The sequence below is a fragment of the Bradyrhizobium sp. SOJA106 genome, assembly GCF_059448745.1.
Genome location: NZ_CM182549.1, coordinates 5,582,054 through 5,599,241, shown reverse-complemented (window position 1 = coordinate 5,599,241; position 17,188 = coordinate 5,582,054). Strand labels below are relative to the sequence as shown.

20 protein-coding genes are annotated in these 17,188 nt (G+C 65.2%); 12 read left to right on the top strand and 8 right to left on the bottom strand.

The window, feature by feature from the left end:
• Positions 1-63: 63 nt before the first annotated feature.
• Entirely contained in the window at positions 64-450 is a 387-nt protein-coding gene (locus AC5V87_RS26390) for a response regulator (protein WP_456837673.1), read from the top strand.
• A gap of 82 nt (positions 451-532) precedes the next feature.
• On the opposite strand, the gene AC5V87_RS26385 is transcribed toward AC5V87_RS26390, so the two are convergent.
• From AC5V87_RS26385 to AC5V87_RS26365, 5 genes are all read right to left on the bottom strand, one after another.
• Positions 533-1,651, bottom strand: coding sequence for a branched-chain amino acid ABC transporter substrate-binding protein (locus AC5V87_RS26385; RefSeq protein ID WP_456837674.1), 1,119 nt, complete (start codon positions 1,649-1,651; stop codon positions 533-535).
• A 160-nt stretch (positions 1,652-1,811) separates the two neighbouring features.
• Positions 1,812-2,552 (bottom strand): ABC transporter ATP-binding protein, encoded by a 741-nt coding sequence (locus AC5V87_RS26380; protein WP_495368161.1) that lies wholly within the window; start codon positions 2,550-2,552, stop codon positions 1,812-1,814.
• Entirely contained in the window at positions 2,549-3,379 is an 831-nt protein-coding gene (locus AC5V87_RS26375) for an ABC transporter ATP-binding protein (protein WP_456837676.1), read from the bottom strand. The genes AC5V87_RS26380 and AC5V87_RS26375 overlap by 4 nt, the downstream gene beginning before the upstream one ends.
• Positions 3,376-4,701: a high-affinity branched-chain amino acid ABC transporter permease LivM gene (gene livM, locus AC5V87_RS26370; RefSeq protein WP_456837677.1), complete on the bottom strand. Its 1,326-nt coding sequence runs from the start codon at positions 4,699-4,701 to the stop codon at positions 3,376-3,378. Before livM ends, AC5V87_RS26375 begins: the two co-directional genes overlap by 4 nt.
• 10 nt (positions 4,702-4,711) lie before the next feature.
• On the bottom strand, positions 4,712-5,629 hold the full coding sequence (locus AC5V87_RS26365) for an ABC transporter permease subunit (protein ID WP_456843301.1): 918 nt from the start codon (positions 5,627-5,629) through the stop codon (positions 4,712-4,714).
• Positions 5,630-5,903: 274 nt separating this feature from the next.
• On the opposite strand from AC5V87_RS26365, the gene AC5V87_RS26360 reads away from it, so the two are divergent.
• Together AC5V87_RS26360 and AC5V87_RS26355 are read left to right on the top strand one after the other, a co-directional pair.
• Positions 5,904-6,071, top strand: coding sequence for a hypothetical protein (locus tag AC5V87_RS26360; protein WP_456837678.1), 168 nt, complete (start codon positions 5,904-5,906; stop codon positions 6,069-6,071).
• Positions 6,072-6,288: 217 nt separating this feature from the next.
• Positions 6,289-6,825, top strand: a complete 537-nt coding sequence (locus AC5V87_RS26355) for a hypothetical protein (RefSeq protein ID WP_495368160.1) — start codon at positions 6,289-6,291, stop codon at positions 6,823-6,825.
• On the opposite strand, the gene pcaC is transcribed toward AC5V87_RS26355, so the two are convergent.
• From pcaC to AC5V87_RS26340, 3 genes are all read right to left on the bottom strand, one after another.
• The gene (pcaC, locus tag AC5V87_RS26350; RefSeq protein ID WP_456745766.1) at positions 6,787-7,179 is read right to left on the bottom strand and encodes a 4-carboxymuconolactone decarboxylase; all 393 of its coding nucleotides are present in this window, start codon (positions 7,177-7,179) and stop codon (positions 6,787-6,789) included. The two genes, AC5V87_RS26355 and pcaC, sit on opposite strands and share 39 nt — an antisense overlap.
• A 125-nt stretch (positions 7,180-7,304) precedes the next feature.
• Positions 7,305-8,087 carry a 3-oxoadipate enol-lactonase gene (gene pcaD, locus AC5V87_RS26345; RefSeq protein WP_495368159.1) on the bottom strand — a complete coding sequence of 261 codons (783 nt, stop codon included), beginning with the start codon at positions 8,085-8,087 and terminating at the stop codon, positions 7,305-7,307.
• A gap of 96 nt (positions 8,088-8,183) precedes the next feature.
• Positions 8,184-9,539, bottom strand: a complete 1,356-nt coding sequence (locus tag AC5V87_RS26340) for a 3-carboxy-cis,cis-muconate cycloisomerase (RefSeq protein ID WP_495368158.1) — start codon at positions 9,537-9,539, stop codon at positions 8,184-8,186.
• A gap of 185 nt (positions 9,540-9,724) precedes the next feature.
• Here AC5V87_RS26340 and AC5V87_RS26335 point away from each other — a divergent pair, with 185 nt between their 5' ends.
• The 9 genes from AC5V87_RS26335 to AC5V87_RS26295 all read left to right on the top strand — a co-directional run bounded on the left by AC5V87_RS26335 (position 9,725) and on the right by AC5V87_RS26295 (position 17,188).
• Complete coding sequence (locus AC5V87_RS26335) at positions 9,725-10,171, top strand: SRPBCC family protein (RefSeq protein ID WP_027560188.1); 447 nt, start codon at positions 9,725-9,727, stop codon at positions 10,169-10,171.
• Positions 10,172-10,305: 134 nt separating this feature from the next.
• Positions 10,306-10,791: a (2Fe-2S)-binding protein gene (locus AC5V87_RS26330; protein ID WP_014494194.1), complete on the top strand. Its 486-nt coding sequence runs from the start codon at positions 10,306-10,308 to the stop codon at positions 10,789-10,791.
• Between the two features lie 29 nt (positions 10,792-10,820).
• Positions 10,821-11,627 carry an FAD binding domain-containing protein gene (locus tag AC5V87_RS26325; RefSeq protein WP_495368157.1) on the top strand — a complete coding sequence of 269 codons (807 nt, stop codon included), beginning with the start codon at positions 10,821-10,823 and terminating at the stop codon, positions 11,625-11,627.
• 61 nt (positions 11,628-11,688) lie between these two features.
• On the top strand, positions 11,689-12,612 hold the full coding sequence (locus AC5V87_RS26320; RefSeq protein ID WP_495368156.1) for an AAA family ATPase: 924 nt from the start codon (positions 11,689-11,691) through the stop codon (positions 12,610-12,612).
• A 122-nt stretch (positions 12,613-12,734) separates the two neighbouring features.
• A complete protein-coding gene (locus tag AC5V87_RS26315) occupies positions 12,735-13,937 on the top strand; it encodes a vWA domain-containing protein (protein WP_495368155.1) in 1,203 nt (400 codons plus the stop codon).
• Between the two features lie 10 nt (positions 13,938-13,947).
• The gene (locus AC5V87_RS26310; protein ID WP_008564652.1) at positions 13,948-14,271 is read left to right on the top strand and encodes an XdhC family protein; all 324 of its coding nucleotides are present in this window, start codon (positions 13,948-13,950) and stop codon (positions 14,269-14,271) included.
• A gap of 2 nt (positions 14,272-14,273) precedes the next feature.
• Positions 14,274-14,975, top strand: a complete 702-nt coding sequence (locus tag AC5V87_RS26305; RefSeq protein ID WP_456837687.1) for an XdhC family protein — start codon at positions 14,274-14,276, stop codon at positions 14,973-14,975.
• Positions 14,972-16,576: an NTP transferase domain-containing protein gene (locus AC5V87_RS26300; protein WP_456837688.1), complete on the top strand. Its 1,605-nt coding sequence runs from the start codon at positions 14,972-14,974 to the stop codon at positions 16,574-16,576. The genes AC5V87_RS26305 and AC5V87_RS26300 overlap by 4 nt, the downstream gene beginning before the upstream one ends.
• A 222-nt stretch (positions 16,577-16,798) precedes the next feature.
• Positions 16,799-17,188: a DUF4189 domain-containing protein gene (locus AC5V87_RS26295; protein ID WP_456837689.1), complete on the top strand. Its 390-nt coding sequence runs from the start codon at positions 16,799-16,801 to the stop codon at positions 17,186-17,188.

The window sequence follows — 17,188 nt, the reverse complement described above, 5'->3', positions numbered from 1 at the left end:
GCCGCGGCGGGTTCCAGGTTTAAATCAGACGATTTCGATCCTGATTGTCGGGAGTTGGCCCCCATGCCCCGCGTTCTCATCATCGACGACCAGAAGGACGTCCGCGCGATGATCGCGATCGTGCTGCGGGTCAATCGTTTCGAGGTCGTGGAGGCGGAGAGCGGTGCTGCGGGGCTGAAAGCCTTCGCGGACGAGCCGTTCGATGCGGCGATCATCGACATCTTCCTTGGTGACACCAGTGGCGTCGACGTCATCGCGACCCTGCGCGAGCGTGCGCCGGGCCTTCCCGTCATAGCGGTGTCCGGGATGACGGCCCTCGACTTCATGGAACAATCGTCCCACCTCGCCAACGTGGTCTGCCTGCAAAAGCCGTTTCGCCCGAACGATCTGCTGCAGGCGTTGCGGAGGGCCCAGGCCGCCGCCTGCGGCGAGCTGCCCGCGGCCGTCTGAGCTTGCCGCAAGAAGAAACGCCCCGGGCGAGCCGGGGCGCGTTGATAATCGGGATAGTGGCCCTCAGGCCCGGCGAGCGCGGTTAGGTGCCGTTACCTTTGATCTCGGCGTAGCCGCCCTTGGCGTCCCATTTGTAGACGACGTAGTCGATCTGCTTGATGTCGCCCTTGGCGTCATATTCGATCGGGCCGATCACGGTATCCCACTTGCCGGCCTTCATCGCTTCCATGACCTTTTTGGCGTCGGTGCTGCCGGCCTTCTTGGCGGCCTGCGACCAGACCTGCATCGCCGCGTAGGTGTAGAGGGTGTAGCCTTCGGGATCGATGCCCTTGGCCTTGAAGGCGTCGACGATTTTCTTGGCGGTCGGCTTGTTGCGCGGATCGGGGCCGAAGGTGAACAGAGTGCCTTCGCCGGCGGGGCCGGTGATCGAGGCGTACTCCTTGTCGGCGAGCGCGTCGCCGGCCATCAGCACGGTCTTGAGACCCTGGTCGCGCATCTGGCGCAGGATCAGGCCGCTCTCCTGATGATAGCCGCCGACATAGACGAGATCGATGTTCTCGCGCTTCAGGCGCGAGACGATCGCGTTGAAGTCCTTGTCGCCCTTGTTGTAGGACTCGTACATCTTCTCGGTGATGCCGGCCTTGTTGAGCGCCTTCTTGGTCTCGTCCGCAAGACCCTTGCCGTAGGTGGTCTTGTCGTTGAGGATGGCGATGTTCTTGCCCTTGTAGTTCTTGGCGATGTACTGCGCCGCGATCAGGCCCTGCTGATCGTCGCGGCCGCAGACGCGCGCCACGTTCCAGAGCTTGCGCTCGGTGAACAGCGGGTTGGTCGAGGCCGGGGTGATCTGCAGCACGTTACCGTCGGCATAGGCTTCCGAGGCGGGAATCGACGACGACGAGCAATAATGCCCGGCGACGAACGGCATCTTGGCGCTGGCGATCTTCTCGGCCACCGAGCGTGCCTGCTTCGGATCGCAGGCATCGTCCTCGACGGAGAGCGCGAGCTTCTTGCCATTGACGCCGCCGGCGGCGTTGATGTCGGCCACGGCCATCTCGGCGCCGTTCTTCATCTGGCGGCCGAAGGCGGATTCGCCGCCGGTCATCGGGCCAGCGACTGCGACGGTGACATCCTGCGCGAATGCCGCGCTCGACAGCGCGAGCGATGCGCCGAATGCCAGACCGATGAGCTTCAGTGATTTCATGAGATACCTCGCGGGTGGTCGCCTGTGGAAATTGCCGGGCTAGCCCGGTCCAAACCGGCGCCATTCTTGAATGAATTCGAGGAGAAGTCACCGGCAAAATACGGGCATGTGCGGAGATATCTCGCCACATTCCGCCGCAAGCGGTCCGCCTCAAGCCCGGTCAGCCGTGCCGGCCGCCTTCCAGATACGCGGCGCGGATCTCAGGGCGCTGCAGCAACTCTGCGCCGGTGCCCGCCAGCGTGATCAGGCCATTGACCATGACATAGCCGCGATGGGCGAGCTTGAGCGCGTGGTTGGCGTTCTGCTCGACGATCAGCACGGTGAGGCCGTCCTGCCGGTTCAGGGTGCGGATCGCATCGAAAATCTGGCGGGCGATCAGCGGCGCGAGCCCGAGCGAGGGCTCGTCGAGCAGGAGCAGGCGGGGCCGGCTCATCAAGGCGCGGCCGATCGCCAGCATCTGCTGCTCGCCACCCGACAGGGTTCCACCGCGCTGAGCGTAGCGTTCCTTCAGCCGCGGGAACAGCGTGAAGACGCGTTGCAGCGTCGTCTCGCGTTCCGCGTCCGTGCATCCGGTGGCATCCGCACCCATCTGGAGGTTCTCGGCAACGCTCATGCGCGGGAAGATGCGGCGTCCTTCCGGCGATTGCGCGATGCGCAAATGCGCGATCTCGTGGGTGGGAACGCCGGTGATGTCGCGGCCTTCGTACAGGATCTGGCCCGAGCGGGCGCGGGGCTTGCCGAAGATCGTCATCATCAGCGTCGACTTGCCGGCGCCGTTGGCACCGATCAGTGCCACGATCTCGCCGGCATTGATCTCGACGTCGACGCCCTTCAGCGCCTCGATCTTGCCGTAGGCAGCGCGAAGGCCTCGGATCGCGAGCAGGGGAGTGGGCGACGTCACGACCCGCTCTCCATCACCGCCGCCGCCTCCTCCTCGTCGGTGCCGAGATAGGCGGCGATCACCTTGGGATCGTCGCGGACCTCGCGGGCAGAGCCTTCCGCAATCTTGACGCCATGATCCATCACCACGATGTGGTCGGAGATCTCCATCACCACCGACATGTCGTGCTCGATCAGCAGGATCGAGGTGCCGTCGTTGCGGATCGAGAGCAGCAGTTCGCTGAGAGCGGCGCTCTCGCGCGCGTTGAGGCCGGCGGCGGGCTCGTCGAGGCATAGAAGCGCGGGCTCGGTGCACATCGCGCGCGCGATCTCGAGCCGGCGCTGGTCGCCATAGGCGAGATTGCCGGCAGCGTCATCGGCGCGCTCGAGCAGATTGACGCGCCTGAGCCAATCGGTGGCGAGGTCGATTGCCTGCTTTTCGGCCTCCCGGTAGGCGGGCGCGCCGACGAGGCCAAGCAAGGTGAAGCCGGAGGCGCGCATCAAGGCGTTGTGCTGCGCCACCATCAGGTTCTCCAGCGCAGTCATGCCGGGAAACAGACGGATGTTCTGGAAGGTGCGCGCCACCTTGGCCTGCTTGGCGATGCGGAAATCGTTCAGCCGTTCCAGCGCGATCACCCTGCCATCGTCATGGGTGAGGCGGATGGCGCCGCCGGTCGGCTTGTAGAAGCCGGTGATGCAGTTGAACACGGTGGTCTTGCCGGCGCCGTTCGGTCCGATCAGCGCGGTGATCTTCTTGCGCTCGGCCGCGAGGGACAGGTCCTGCACCGCGACGATGCCGCCGAAGCGCATGGTCAGCCGGTCAACACTGAGGATCTTGTCGCCGCTCATCCGTGCCCTTCCTTGACGAGGTCGGAGGAGATCGCCTGCGCCTTGGTCAGGTACACGGTCGGGGCGCGATGGCCGATCAGGCCGCGCGGCCGCCAGATCATGATCAGCACCATCGCCATGCCGAACACCAGCATGCGGTAGCCCTCCAGGCTCCGGAACAGCTCGAAGCCGCCGATCATGGTGAGGGCGGCAAGCGCAACGCCGAGCTGCGAGCCCATGCCGCCAAGCACGACGATGGCGAGCACCAGCGCCGATTCCTGGAAGGTGAAGGACTCGGGACTGATGAAGCCCTGGCGCGTCGCGAAGAACGCGCCGGCAAAACCGCCGAACATTGCGCCGGTCGCGAACGCCGTGAGCTTTGTCGTCGTCGTGTTGATGCCGAGCGCGCGGCAGGCGACCTCGTCCTCGCGCAAGGCTTCCCAGGCGCGGCCGATCGGCAGGCGGCGCAGCCGGATCGTGACCCAGTTGGTCAGCAGCGCGAGCGCCAGGATCAGATAGAACAGAAAGACGATGCGATGGGTCGGGGAGTACTCGATGCCGAGCTTTGCAGCGAGCCCGTCGTCGCTGTTGTCGAGCGGAATGCCGAAGAGAGTGGGGCGCGGAATGCCGGAAACGCCGTTGGGGCCGCCGGTGAGCTCCTGCCAGTTGATGATGACGAGGCGGATGATCTCGCCGAAGGCGAGCGTCACGATGGCGAGATAGTCGCCGCGCAGGCGCAGCACGGGAAAGCCGAGCAGCACCCCCCAGAACGCGGCGAGAATGCCCGCGAGCGGCAGGCAGATCCAGAACGACCACCCGAAATTGGTGGCGAGCAGCCCGTAGGAATAGGCGCCGACCGCATAGAAGGCGACGTAGCCGAGATCGAGCAGGCCGGCGAGGCCCACCACCACGTTCAATCCCCAACCCAGCATGACGTAAGTGAGGACGAGGATGGCGAGGTCGAGGATGTAGCGCTGGTTATAGAAGATGACGGGCACCAGCAACGTGAAGATCAAGAGCGCCGGCGCGAGATAGCGGCCGATGAACGAGATGCTGCTCTGCACGGCTGGTGGTACCAGCTTCTCGGCGCCGGTTGGGCCGATCCATTGCCGCAGCAGCTCGATCACGATCGAGCCGCCGAACACCGCGGCAACGAGGGATGCAAGCTCGCCGTAGCGCGTCCAATAGGTGAGCTGGCCCTCGGAGCCCGCCTCGGTGCGGATGCCGACCATCAGCGAGAACATAACCAGCGCGATCAGTGCGTTGACGAAGGCTGTCTTCAGAAGGGGGAGAATGCCGGAGGCGCGACTTGCGGATGTGGTATCTGGCGAGAGGACTGTCACGCGCGGACCGTCAGACTTTTTCGACTTCGGGACGGCCGAGCAGGCCGGTCGGCATGAAGATCAGCACGACGATCAGGATCGAGAACGCCGCGACGTCCTTGTACTCGACCGAGAAATAGGCTGACCAGAACGTCTCGATCAGGCCGATCGCAAGGCCGCCGAGCATGGCGCCGGGCAGCGAACCGATGCCGCCGAGCACGGCCGCGGTGAACGCCTTAATGCCGGCGACGAAGCCCATGAAGAAATCGACCAGCCCGTAATAGAGCAGGTACATCAGGCCAGCGACCGCGGCGAGCGCGGCGCCGATCACGAAGGTCATGGAGATGGTGCGGTCGACGTCGACACCGAGCAGCGCCGCCATGGTCTGGTCCTGCTCGCAGGCGCGCATGTCGCGCCCGAGCCGCGTGCGTGAGACCAGCCAGGTGAAGATCGCCAGCAGCACGATGGTGGTGATGACCACCATGATCTGGATGTTGGAGAGCTGGATGACGAAACCGTCCGGGCTCTCATGCAGGGTGTAGCCGCCGGTGATGAATGGCGGGATCGGTTTGACGCGCGCGCCTTGCGCAACTTGCGAATAGTTGGTCAGAACGAACGACATGCCGATCGCCGACAACATCGGGGCCAGGCGGAAGGAATGGCGCAGCGGGCGGTAGGCGATGCGCTCGATGGTCCAGCCATAGAGTGCGGTGATGGTCATCGAGACCAGGAGCACGACGAGCAGAATGACCGGGATCGCGGTCAGGCCGAGCGAGATCAGGATCAGGAAAGTGATCAGCGCGATGAAGCCGCCGATCATGAAGATATCGCCATGGGCGAAATTGATCATGCCGACGATGCCGTAGACCATCGTGTAGCCGATGGCGATGAGGCCGTAGATCGAGCCAAGCACGAGGCCGTTGATGAGCTGCTGGGCGAAATAATCCATGGACTGCCGTACCAACCTGACGCGGCTCAAAGGGAGCTCTTGAGAGAGTTCTTGGGCCCCGGCAGCCCTTGAGCGTTCGTCTCGTTTTCTAACAGGAGGGAACTGGCCGCCGCAACAGCCCAGGCCTTGGCATCGAGGCTTGTACAGAGGTCATTTCGGCTACGAACGCCATTTCGGCGGTTCCGCAGGTGCGAGGAACCGGGTTCCTGGGGGCAACCAAAATGCGGGCGGCCGGTTATCTCCGCTCTGACGTCCAACAAGGGAGTTTCCCCGAATGACGAAGCAGCAGAACCAGAATCCGGGCCAGCAGAGTCAGAATCCCGGCCAGCGCACCCCGCAACAGCAGCAGGGCGGCGGCCAGAAACCCGGACAGCAGCAGCAGGATCCGATGCGCCAGGGCGACCGCCCCGGCCAGCAGAGTGGCCAGCGTAGTCAGGAATAAGTTTTGGGAGCCCAAGGGAGTCCACCAAGGGAGTCCAGGAGTGAAGGGGAGTAAAGGGGGTCCCGCCGAAAGGCGGGGCCTTTTTTTCTCCGGCGGGCGATGCGCCGGGCCGGTTAAGGTAAACAAAGGGTTTAAATTGCCGCCACAGTCTGATGCGAGTTAGCTCCCGGCAAAGCCTTCCCAACGAAGGCGCGTGGCAGGCGAAGCGGGAAGCGGCATGTTCAGGAATTGGCGGATCGGCTCGGTCAACGGCGCGCTGCTGGCGGCCTATTTCATCCCGGCCTGGGCCCTCGTTGCCTTCAACATCATGATCTCGCCGGTGCACGGCCTTTACGAGCGGCCGAGCGTCGCGGTGGCCCTGTTCCTCAGCGACCATCTCCTGATGGCGGGGATGGAAACGGTGCGCGCGGCCTGGCTGCTGGCGCTCGGCCGGGCGACCGTGGTGGCGTTCTTCGCGATCTATCTCGTGCTGCTGTGCATTCCGCGCACCCGCAAGAGCGGCAGCGGCGACGAAGCGCTGGGCATCGCGCTTGCAATCGGCAGTCTGATCTCGTTCGCGAGCATGGTGATGGCCTCCAAGGTCGGCGAAATGGCCGCGCTGCGGCTGCACGCCACCGAGCTCCTGCTCCTGCTCGGCGCCGCGATCGTGGTGGTGATCGAGAAGCCGGCGGCAGCGCCCAAGATGGTCCAGAAGGCCGTGGAGGCCCCAGCGCCGTTAGCTCTTGAGCAGGCCGAGCTCCTGCACAATCGCTGAAGCCTCCTTGACGGCGTGGTTCGCCGCCGGCACGCCACAATAGATCGCCTGCTGCAACAGGATTTCCTTGATGTCGTCGGGTGTGAAGCCGCCCTCGGCCAGCGCCGCGCGCACGTGCAGGCGGAATTCGTCCCATTGCCCGAGCGCGACCATGGTGCCGATCACGAGCACGCGTCGCGTGCGCTCGTCGAAATGCGGCCGGGTCCAGATCTCGCCCCACGCGTATCGCGTGATCAGGTCCTGGAAGTCGGTGTTGAACGCATTGCGGTTCGCGATCGACTTGTCGACCCAGGCATCGCCCAGCACCTTGCGGCGCACATTCATGCCGGCATCGCGGCGCTTCTGGTCGTCCATAATGTTTCCTCCAGGCAGTCATTCCGGGGCGATGCGAAGCATCGAACTATGGTGCGCAATTGCGCACCTGAGAATCTCGAGATTCCGGGTTCGCCTCTTCGAGGCGCCCCGGAATGACGGGGTAGCTAGTGCTGTGTCAGAAAGCCGACCACCGCCTCGGTGAACGCGTGCGGCTGCTCGACATTGGAAATGTGCGCGGCGTCGATGATGGTCATGCTAGCGCCGCGAATGTTGGAGCGGATCAATTCGCCCGCCGAGATTGGCGTTGCCATGTCGTGGCGGCCGGCGATCACAAGCGTCGGGCTCTTGATCTTCGGCAGCAGCGCGCGCTGGTCGAGCGTCGACAGCGCCTCGCAGCAGGCGAGGTAGCCCTCCACGGGAGAGGCAAGTAGCATCGACCTCATTCTTGCGGTGATCTCAGGCTCGCGCTCGCGGAAATCCGCCGTCAGCCAGCCCGCGAGCACGGCATCGGCCACCGCTGCGATGCCGCCTTTCTTCACGGCGTCGATGCGCTCCAGCCATTTGGTCGGCTCGGCATAGTAGCAGGAGGTGTTGGCGAGGATCAGCTTGCCGAAACGCTCCGGCGCATTCGCGCCCAGCCATTGTCCGACCATGCCGCCCATCGACAGGCCGCACCAATGCACCTTCTCGATATTGAGGTCGTCGAGGATCGCGAGCACGTCGCGGCCGAAGCGCTCCATCGTGTAGGGGCCGGGCGGAACGTTGGACTTGCCGTGGCCGCGGCGATCGTAACGGATGACGCGGAACACCTGCGTCAACGCCTTCATCTGCGGCTCCCACATCTGCAGCGTGCAGCCTAGCGAATTGGAGAGCATCAGGGTCGGCCCGCCGTCGCGGCCCTCGACGGAGACGTTGATCAGGCAACCGTCGGCATCGATCATGGGCATGATATTTTCCTCGTCATGCGCGGGGTTGACGCGCGGATCCATCTCGAATGCATGTTTCTCCGATGATGGATTGCCGGGTCAAGCCCGGCAAGGACATCAGGAGATATCCAATGAATCGAGCAGGCGGTCGATCAGGGCTTGCGAAGCTCCCTGATAGGCCATCGGCTCGAACAATGCCGCAATTTTTTCCGGCGCAAGGTGCGCCGTGACCTGAGAATCTGCCGACAGCACCTCGCTCAGATGCTTCTTCTCGGCAACCGCGCGCTTGCTCGCGGCCTCGATCAGATGATGCGCATCGCTCTTGCCGATCTTTTCGGCGAGCGCAAAGGTGACCGCTTCCGCCATGATCAGTCCGTGTGTGGCATCGAGGTTGCTGCGCATCCGCGCGGCATCGACGTCGAGGCCTTCGGCGATGTCCACGATCGCGGCAAGCGCGCCCGAGGCGACCAGCATCAATTGCGGCAGCGTCGGCCATTCCGCGTGCCAGGGGCCGGCGCTGCGCTCATGGTCCTGCACCTGCGCGGCAAACATCGTCGCGGCGAGTTGCGGCGCCATGATAGCGGCGCCGAGCGCGCTGGCGGAGGCGACCGGGTTGCGCTTGTGCGGCATGGTCGAGGAGCCGCCGCGGCCTTCGCCGGCCGGCTCAAACGCTTCGCCGACATCGGTCTGCATCATCAGCGAGACGTCGCGGGCGATCTTGCCGCAGCTGCCGGCGAGAATCGCAAAGCTCGAAGCCGCCTCGGCGATGCGGTCGCGATGGGTGTGCCAGGGCGCTTCCGGTAGCGGCAGGTTCAGCTCCTGAGCCAATCGCTCCGCAACGACGAGTCCCTTGTCGCCGAGCGCCGCGAGCGTGCCGGCGGCACCGCCGAATTGTAGCGCGAGGCCCTCGCGGGCGAGCCGCCGCAAGCGGCAGCGCGCGCGGGCAAGGCTTGATGCGTATTCCGCGGCCTTCAGGCCGAACGGCATGGGCAGGGCGTGCTGCAGCCACGTCCGTGCCACCATCGCGGTGTCGCGGTGCTTGCGCGCGAGCGCAGCAAAGTCCTTGATGGCGCGGCTGAGGTCGGCGTCCAGCGCGTCGACGCCGGCGCGCAAGCTGAGCATGGTCGCGGTGTCGATGACGTCCTGGCTGGTCGCGCCCCAATGGACGTAGCGGGCGGCCTCTGCGTCGGCCTTGGCGACGTTGGCGGTCAGCACCTTGACGAGGGGAATCGCGAGATTGCCGGACCGCGTCGCGGCCTCCGCCAGCGCGGCCATGTCGAAGGCATCGGCCTTGCAGGCGGCTTCGATCGCGCTGACGGCGGATGCGGGAATCACGCCTGTCGCGGCCTCTGCGCGTGCCAGGGCTGCCTCGAAATCGAGCATGTTCTGGAGGGTCGACCGGTCGTCGCAGACCATGCGCATGGCCGGGCTCGACAGCATCGGCGCGAGCAGGGGGGAGAGGGATGTGCTCATATTATGCGGGACCTAACCACCAATGACCCGCCTGTGCCAATCCCAAACCATCGACGCAAGTCTTTTGCAGTTGCGAATATGCATTGCACGTGACCGGGCACCGCCCTTTCCTTTGCGGCCTCCGTGCGTTACTTGAGCAATATTATTCTGATCCGATCCAAGTCTGATATCCCGGGAGGCGCCCCATGGCCATGACGATGAACGGCGAAGTCCAGCTTGCAGCGCCACGCGAGGCCGTCTGGGAGAAGCTCAACGATCCCGAGGTGCTCAAGGCCTGCATCCCCGGCTGCGAGGAGCTGGAGAAGACCGAGGACGGCGGCTTCCGTGCAACGGCAAAAATGAAGGTCGGGCCGGTGTCGGCGCGCTTCAAGGGCAAGGTCATGCTGAGCGATCTCGACCCGCCGAACGGCTACAAGATATCAGGTGAAGGCGAGGGCGGCGTGGCCGGATTCGCCAAGGGCGGCGCCGCGGTCAAGCTCGCGGAGAAGGACGGCGGGACGCTGCTCTCCTACGATGTCGAGGCGCAGATCGGCGGCAAGCTGGCGCAGCTCGGCCAGCGCCTCATCAACGGCACCGCCAAGAAACTGGCCGACGAGTTTTTCGCGAACTTCGCCAAGGCGGTACAGGGCTGAAACCTATCGCCTTTCGGCATGGCGGCTTGCGTCCGGGGTGATGTTGCCCCAGGGGACAATGGCCCATATGATGGGTTGGAATAATTATAAGAACGCTTCGACGGGACCCGTCGGGGTGCTGATAGAGAGTGCTTATGGCAAAAATCTCCCTCATCGTGAACGGCAATCCTGTAACGGCCAATGTCGATCCCCGCACGCTCCTCGTGCAGTTCCTGCGCGAGAATCTCCGGCTGACCGGCACCCATGTCGGCTGCGACACCTCGCAGTGCGGCGCCTGCGTCGTGCATCTCGACGGCAAGGCCGTGAAGTCCTGCACCACGCTTGCCGTGATGGCCGACGGCCATGAGGTCAAGACGATCGAGGGACTGGCTGCCGACGGCGCGCCGCTGCATCCGATGCAGGAGGCCTTCCGCGAGCACCATGGCCTGCAGTGCGGCTTCTGCACGCCCGGCATGATCATGACCGCGATCGACATCGTCCATCGCAAGGGCCATGAACTCGACGACCACACGATCCGGGAAGAACTAGAAGGCAATCTCTGCCGCTGCACCGGCTACCAGAACATCGTCGCCTCGATCTCCGCCGGCGCCAAGGCGATGGCGAAATCAGATCTCGCCTAACCCGCGCATCCCGCGATCAGGACATTCAGATGTACGAATTCAAATATCACCGCCCCGGGACCGTGCGGCAGGCCGCCAACCTCCTGGTGAAGAACGAGGACGCCAAGGTGATCGCCGGCGGCCACACGCTGATTCCCGTCATGAAGCAGCGTCTCGCCAGCCCTCCGCATCTGGTCGACCTCTCCCATATCGAGGGGCTCAACACGATCGAGATGAAAGGCCGCTCGCTGGTGATCGGTGCCACCGCCAAGCACGCGGAGGTCGCGACCTCCGCCATCGTCGGTGAGGCCATCCCGGCGCTGGCAAGCCTTGCCGGCGGAATCGGCGATCCCGCCGTGCGCCACCGCGGCACGATCGGCGGCTCGCTCGCCAATAATGATCCAACCGCCGATTATCCAGCCGCGGTGCTCGCGCTCGGGGCGACCATCGTCACCAACAAGCGCCGCCTCAAGGCGGAAGAATATTTCCAGGGCCTGTTCTCGACCGCGCTCGAGGCCGACGAGATCATCACCAAGGTGATGTTCCCGCTGCCGAAGAAGGCGGCCTACGTCAAATTCCGCAACCAGGCCTCGCGCTATGCGCTGGTCGGCGTGTTCGTGGCACGGCGCCCGTCGGATGTGCGGGTCGCGGTCACCGGCGCCGGCTCCGAAGGCGTGTTCCGCGTCACCGCGTTCGAGGAAGCCCTGAAGAAGCGCTTCGCGTCGAAGGCGATCGAAGGCATCGAGGTGCCGGCCGACGGCCTCAACAGCGACATCCACGGCAGCGCCGAATATCGCGCGCATCTGATCGGGGTGCTGACGCGGCGTGCCCTCGACGCCGCCAACGCCAAGGCGTGAGTGAACCTCACGCCTCGGCCAAACTTGTCCCTGGTGGGGGCGTAGCGAGACTGGCTTTTTCATGAATTCAGCGGCCAATTCTTCCGGTGCTTTGCCGGCATCGGTCGATGCGATGCTCGAACTTCTGACCTCGCGCGGCTATCTCGCCGAGCGGTCGCTGGCGACGGTGACCTATCTGTCGCTGCGCATGGGCCGGCCGCTGTTCCTGGAAGGCGAAGCCGGCGTCGGCAAGACCGAGATCGCGAAGGTGCTCTCGATGGCCTTGGGTCGGAAGCTGATCCGCCTGCAGTGCTATGAGGGCCTCGACGTCTCTTCCGCGGTCTATGAGTGGAACAGCGCCGCGCAGATGATCGCGATCCGGATGGCGGAAGCCGCCGGCGATACCGATCGCGATCAGCTCTCGAGTGACATCTTCGCCGACCGCTACATGATCAAGCGGCCGCTGCTCCAGGCGCTGGAGCCCGACGTCGCCGGCCCGCCGGTGCTGTTGATCGACGAGCTCGACCGCGCCGACGAGGCGTTCGAGGCGTACCTGCTCGAGATCCTCAGTGACTTCCAGGTAACCATCCCCGAATTCGGCACCGTGAAGGCGCCGCATCCGCCGATCGTCATCATCACCTCCAACCGTACCCGCGAGATCCACGACGCGTTGAAGCGGCGCTGCCTCTATCATTGGGTCGATTATCCCGCAGCCGAGCGCGAGCTCGCGATCGTCAAGACGCGCGTGCCCGGCATCTCGGCAAAACTCTCGCAGCAGGTCGTGCGCTTCGTACAGGCGCTGCGCGACCAGGATTTCTACAAGTCGCCGGGTGTCGCCGAGACCATCGACTGGGCCACTGCGCTGTCGGAGCTCGATGCCCGCTCGCTGACCCCGCAAGTGGTTGGCGACACGCTGGGCGCGCTGCTCAAGTACCAGGACGATATTACCCGGATGCAGGGCGATGCCTTGCAGAAGGTGCTGAAGGAAGCGACGAGCGAGAATTGATCGTCGTCGTTCCGGGGCGATGCGCAGCATCGAACCCGGAACCTCGAGATTCTCAAGTGCGCAATTGCGCACCATAGTTCGTCGCTTCGCGACGCCCCGGAATGACGGAGCGAGGATAGACCATGGCCATCAACCACCTTGCCCCGGAGCAAACCGAGCTGTTCGCCGACAACATCGTCGGCTTCGCCCGCGCGCTGCGCGCTGCCGGCATGCCGGTGGGCCCAGGCGCGGTCATCGATGCCATGAGCGCGCTGCAGGTGATCGAGATCGGCAACCGCGCCGACGTCTTCACCACGCTGGAGGCGATCTTCGTCAAGCGCCACGAGCATGCGCTGATTTTCAGGCACGCCTTCAACCTGTTCTTCCGCGCCTCGGAGGAGTGGAAGCACATGCTGGATTCGGTGCCGCTGCCGGAGCAGGCCAAGAAGAAGCCGCAGGCCGGCGCCCGCCGCGTGCAGGAGGCGATGTCGCAGCCGCGCATGACCGAGACGCCGCAGCACCAGGAGCAGGATTTGCGCCTGTCGGTCTCCGACAAGGAGATCCTGCAGAAGAAGGATTTCGCGCAGATGAGCGCGGCGGAGATCAGCGAGGCCTTGCGGGCGATCGAACGGATGCACCTGCCGCAGGCCGAGCTCCTGACGCGCCGGCACCAGCGCGATCCGCGCGGGCTGCGCCTGGACCTGCGCCGCACGCTGCGCGCGTCGCTGCGCACTGGCGGCGACATCATCGACATCCATCGCCTCGGGCGGATCGAGAAGCCGGCGCCGATCGTCGCGCTGCTCGACATCTCGGGCTCGATGAGCGAGTACACCCGCCTGTTCCTGCACTTCCTCCATGCCATCACCGACGCCCGCAAGCGCGTGTCGGTGTTTCTGTTCGGCACCCGTCTCACCAACGTCACACGGGCACTGCGCCAGCGCGACCCGGACGAGGCGCTGGCGAGCTGCTCGGCCTCGGTCGAGGACTGGGCCGGGGGCACGCGGATCTCGGCTTCGCTGCACAACTTCAACAAATTGTGGGCGCGGCGGGTGCTGAGCCAGGGCGCCATCGTGCTCCTGATCTCGGACGGCCTGGAGCGGGAGGCCGATTCCAGGCTGGCCTTTGAGATGGACCGGCTGCACCGCTCCTGCCGCCGCCTGATCTGGCTCAATCCCCTATTGCGCTTCGGCGGCTTCGAGGCCAAGGCCCACGGCATCAAAATGATGCTCCCGCACGTTGACGAATTCCGCCCGGTACATAATTTGAGTTCGATCCAGGAGCTGATCACGACGCTCTCCCAGCCGCTGCCGCCGCATCACCGCAGCCTGATCCGCTCCGCAGCTTGAGAGGCAACCCATGCTCGATCGCGACGAGGATATTCTGAAGGCGGCGGAGGACTGGCAGAAGGCTGGCCGTGGCGTCGCGCTGGCGACGGTTGTGGAGACCTGGGGCTCGGCGCCGCGCCCGGCGGGCTCGAGCCTCGTCATCAACGATGAGGGCACGTTCTTGGGGTCGGTCTCCGGCGGCTGCGTCGAGGGTGCCGTGGTGACCGAGGCCATGGACGTGATCGAGAGCGGCAAGCCCAAGATGCTGGAATTCGGCGTCGCCGACGAGACCGCCTGGAATGTCGGTCTGTCCTGCGGCGGCACCATTCGCGTCTTCGTCGAGAAGGTCGGCTAGCCGTGAAGCTCGCGATCCTGCACGAACTCAATGCCGAACGCGCCGCGCGCCGGCCGGTCATTCTGGTGACGGACACCGAGAGCGGCGAGCAGCGCCTGGTGAAATCAGCCGATTTCGCCAAGGACCCGCTGCGCGCTGAGCTGGAAAAGCAGCTTCGCATGGGCAAGAGCGCCATTGTCGAGGCCGGCGGCAAGAAGCTCTTCCTCAACGTCTACGCGCCGACCGCAAAGCTCGTCATCGTCGGCGCGGTCCATATCAGCCAGGCGCTGGCGCCGCTGGCACGCTCGCTCGGCTATGACGTCACCGTCGTCGATCCGCGCACGGCCTTTGCGAGCCCCGAGCGTTTCCCGGACATTCCGCTCGTTGCCGAATGGCCGGATACGGCGCTGCCGCCGCTCAATGTCGATGCCTACACGGCCTTCGTCGCGGTGACGCACGATCCCAAGATCGACGATCCCGCGCTGCTGCACGCCTTCGAGCGCAACTGCTTCTATATCGGTGCGCTCGGCTCGCGGAAGACGCACGCCAAGCGCGGCGACAGGCTGCGGGCACAGGGCGCCAAAGAGAGCGACATCGCGCGCATCCACGCGCCGATTGGTCTTGCGATCGGCGCGGTCTCGCCGTCCGAGATCGCGGTAGCGATCATGGCCGAGATCACGGCGGTGCTCCGCCTGCCACCCAAAGAAAAAGAAGAAGCGGCATGAAGTTCGGACCGGCGAGCCCCAAGGATGCGATCGGCGGGGTGACCGTCCACACCCTGCGCCAGGGACCGCTGGTGCTGAAGAAGGGCACGACGATCGGGCCTGCCGAGGTCGAGGCGCTGGAGCGCGCCGGCATCAAGGACATCGTCGTGGTGCGCATGGAGGACGGCGATGTCTCCGAGGACGTCGCGGCCGCCAGCATCGCCCTTGCCGTCGGCGGCGAGGGCATCCATGTCGAACGCGCCTTCACCGGCCGCGCCAATCTGTTCGCGGCCCGGCCCGGCGTGCTGGTGATCGACCGCGCCGCGGTCGACCGCATCAACAATATCGACGAGGCCATCACCTTCGCCACGCTCACCGCCTACAAGCCGGTGGTCGAAGGCGAGATGGTCGGCACCGTCAAGATCATCCCGTTCGGCGTCGAAGGGACCTTGCGCGATGCCGCGGTGAAGGCCGCCGGCAAGGACGTGCTGAAGGTCGCACCTTACGTCATCAAGCGTGTCGGCGTGGTCTCGACGCTGCTGCCCGGCCTCTCTTCGAAGGTCGTCGACAAGACCCTGCGCGTCACCGCCGAGCGGCTCGCGCCGGCCGGCGCCAGCATCATCGCCGAGCGGCGGGTGCAGCACGACGAACGTGCGCTGTCGGCGGCCATCACGGAATTGCTCGGCTTAGGGGCCGAGCTTGTCATCGTCTTTGGCGCGTCCGCGATCGCCGACCGCCGCGACGTGATCCCCGCCGCCGTCACCGGGATCGGCGGCGAGATCGAACATTTCGGCATGCCGGTCGATCCCGGCAATCTCCTACTGATCGCGCGTGCCGGTGGCGTGCCGGTGCTGGGCGCGCCGGGCTGCGCGCGCTCGCCGGTCGAGAACGGGTTTGACTGGGTCTTGATGCGGCTCCTTGCCGGCATCAAGGTGACCCGCTCCGAGCTGATGGGCATGGGCGTCGGCGGCCTCTTGATGGAGATCGTGACGCGGCCGCAGCCGCGCGCCAAGCCCGAAACCGAGGGCAACAGCCAGGTCGCGGCGATCGTGCTCGCGGCGGGCCGCTCGACCCGTATGGGTGGGCCCAACAAGCTGCTCGCCGAACTCGACGGCAAGAAGCTGGTACGGATCGCGACCGAGCAAGCGCTCGCCTCCAAGGCCTCCGAGGTGATCGTCGTCACCGGCCACCAGGCCGAGCTGGTCGAGCAGGCGCTCGCAGGCCTGAAGGTGCGCTTCGTCAAGAACCCGGATTTCGCCGGTGGCATCGCAAGCTCGGTCAAGGCGGGCATCGCCGCAGTGCCGGAGACCTGCGACGGCGCGATCGTCTGTCTCGGCGACATGCCGCTGATCGATGCCGGCCTGATCGACCGCCTCATCGATGGCTTTGCGCCGGATCGCGGCAATCTGATCGTCGTACCCGTGAGCGAGGGCCGCCGCGGCAATCCCGTGCTGTGGTCGCGCCGCTTCTTCAAGGAATTGATGACGCTCGACGGCGATGTCGGCGCGCGGCATCTGATCGCCAAGCATACCGAGGCAGTTGCCGAAGTGCCCGTTGATGGCGAGAGCGCCTTCCTCGACATCGACACCCCGCAGGCGCTGGAAGCGGCACGCCGCGGATGACGCTGCCGTAGTGCCGTAGGGTGGGCAAAGGCGCGCAGCGCCGTGCCCACCATCTCTCTACGCGATGTCGCGGAATTGGTGGGCACGCTTCGCTTTGCCCACCTTACGGCACAGTTTGCATGGTGACACATTACAGATCATCGATTTCAATCCTCCGTTCACCAAGTGGAAACGACCGCCGCTTAGAGTTCCCTCCACCTGCCTTGGGGGGAGGGGCTTTCCATGACTTCAAACGTCATCGCGCGCCGTTGCGCGATGTTTTTCTTTGCGCTGTCGGTTTGTGTCGCTGGCGCTCGCCACATTACGGATGCGCACGCGGCTGGCGCCATTGCGGTCGGCAAGTGCGGCGCCTACGGCCAGGCCTATGACTACGGCGCCGAGCACGAGGCGCGCGCCGCGGCGCAGAAGCAGTGCAAGGGCGAATGCACGACGGTCACGATGAAGCGCGCTTGCGCGGCGATGTCGGTCGATCTCGCCAATCCCTGCGGCGCCTATGGCTATGCGGTCAAGCCGAAGATCTCCGCCTCGCTCAATGCAGCTACGCGCGAATGCTACAAATATGGCGGCAAGGAATGCGTGATCCGCGCCTGGGCCTGCGACGCCAAGGGGTGA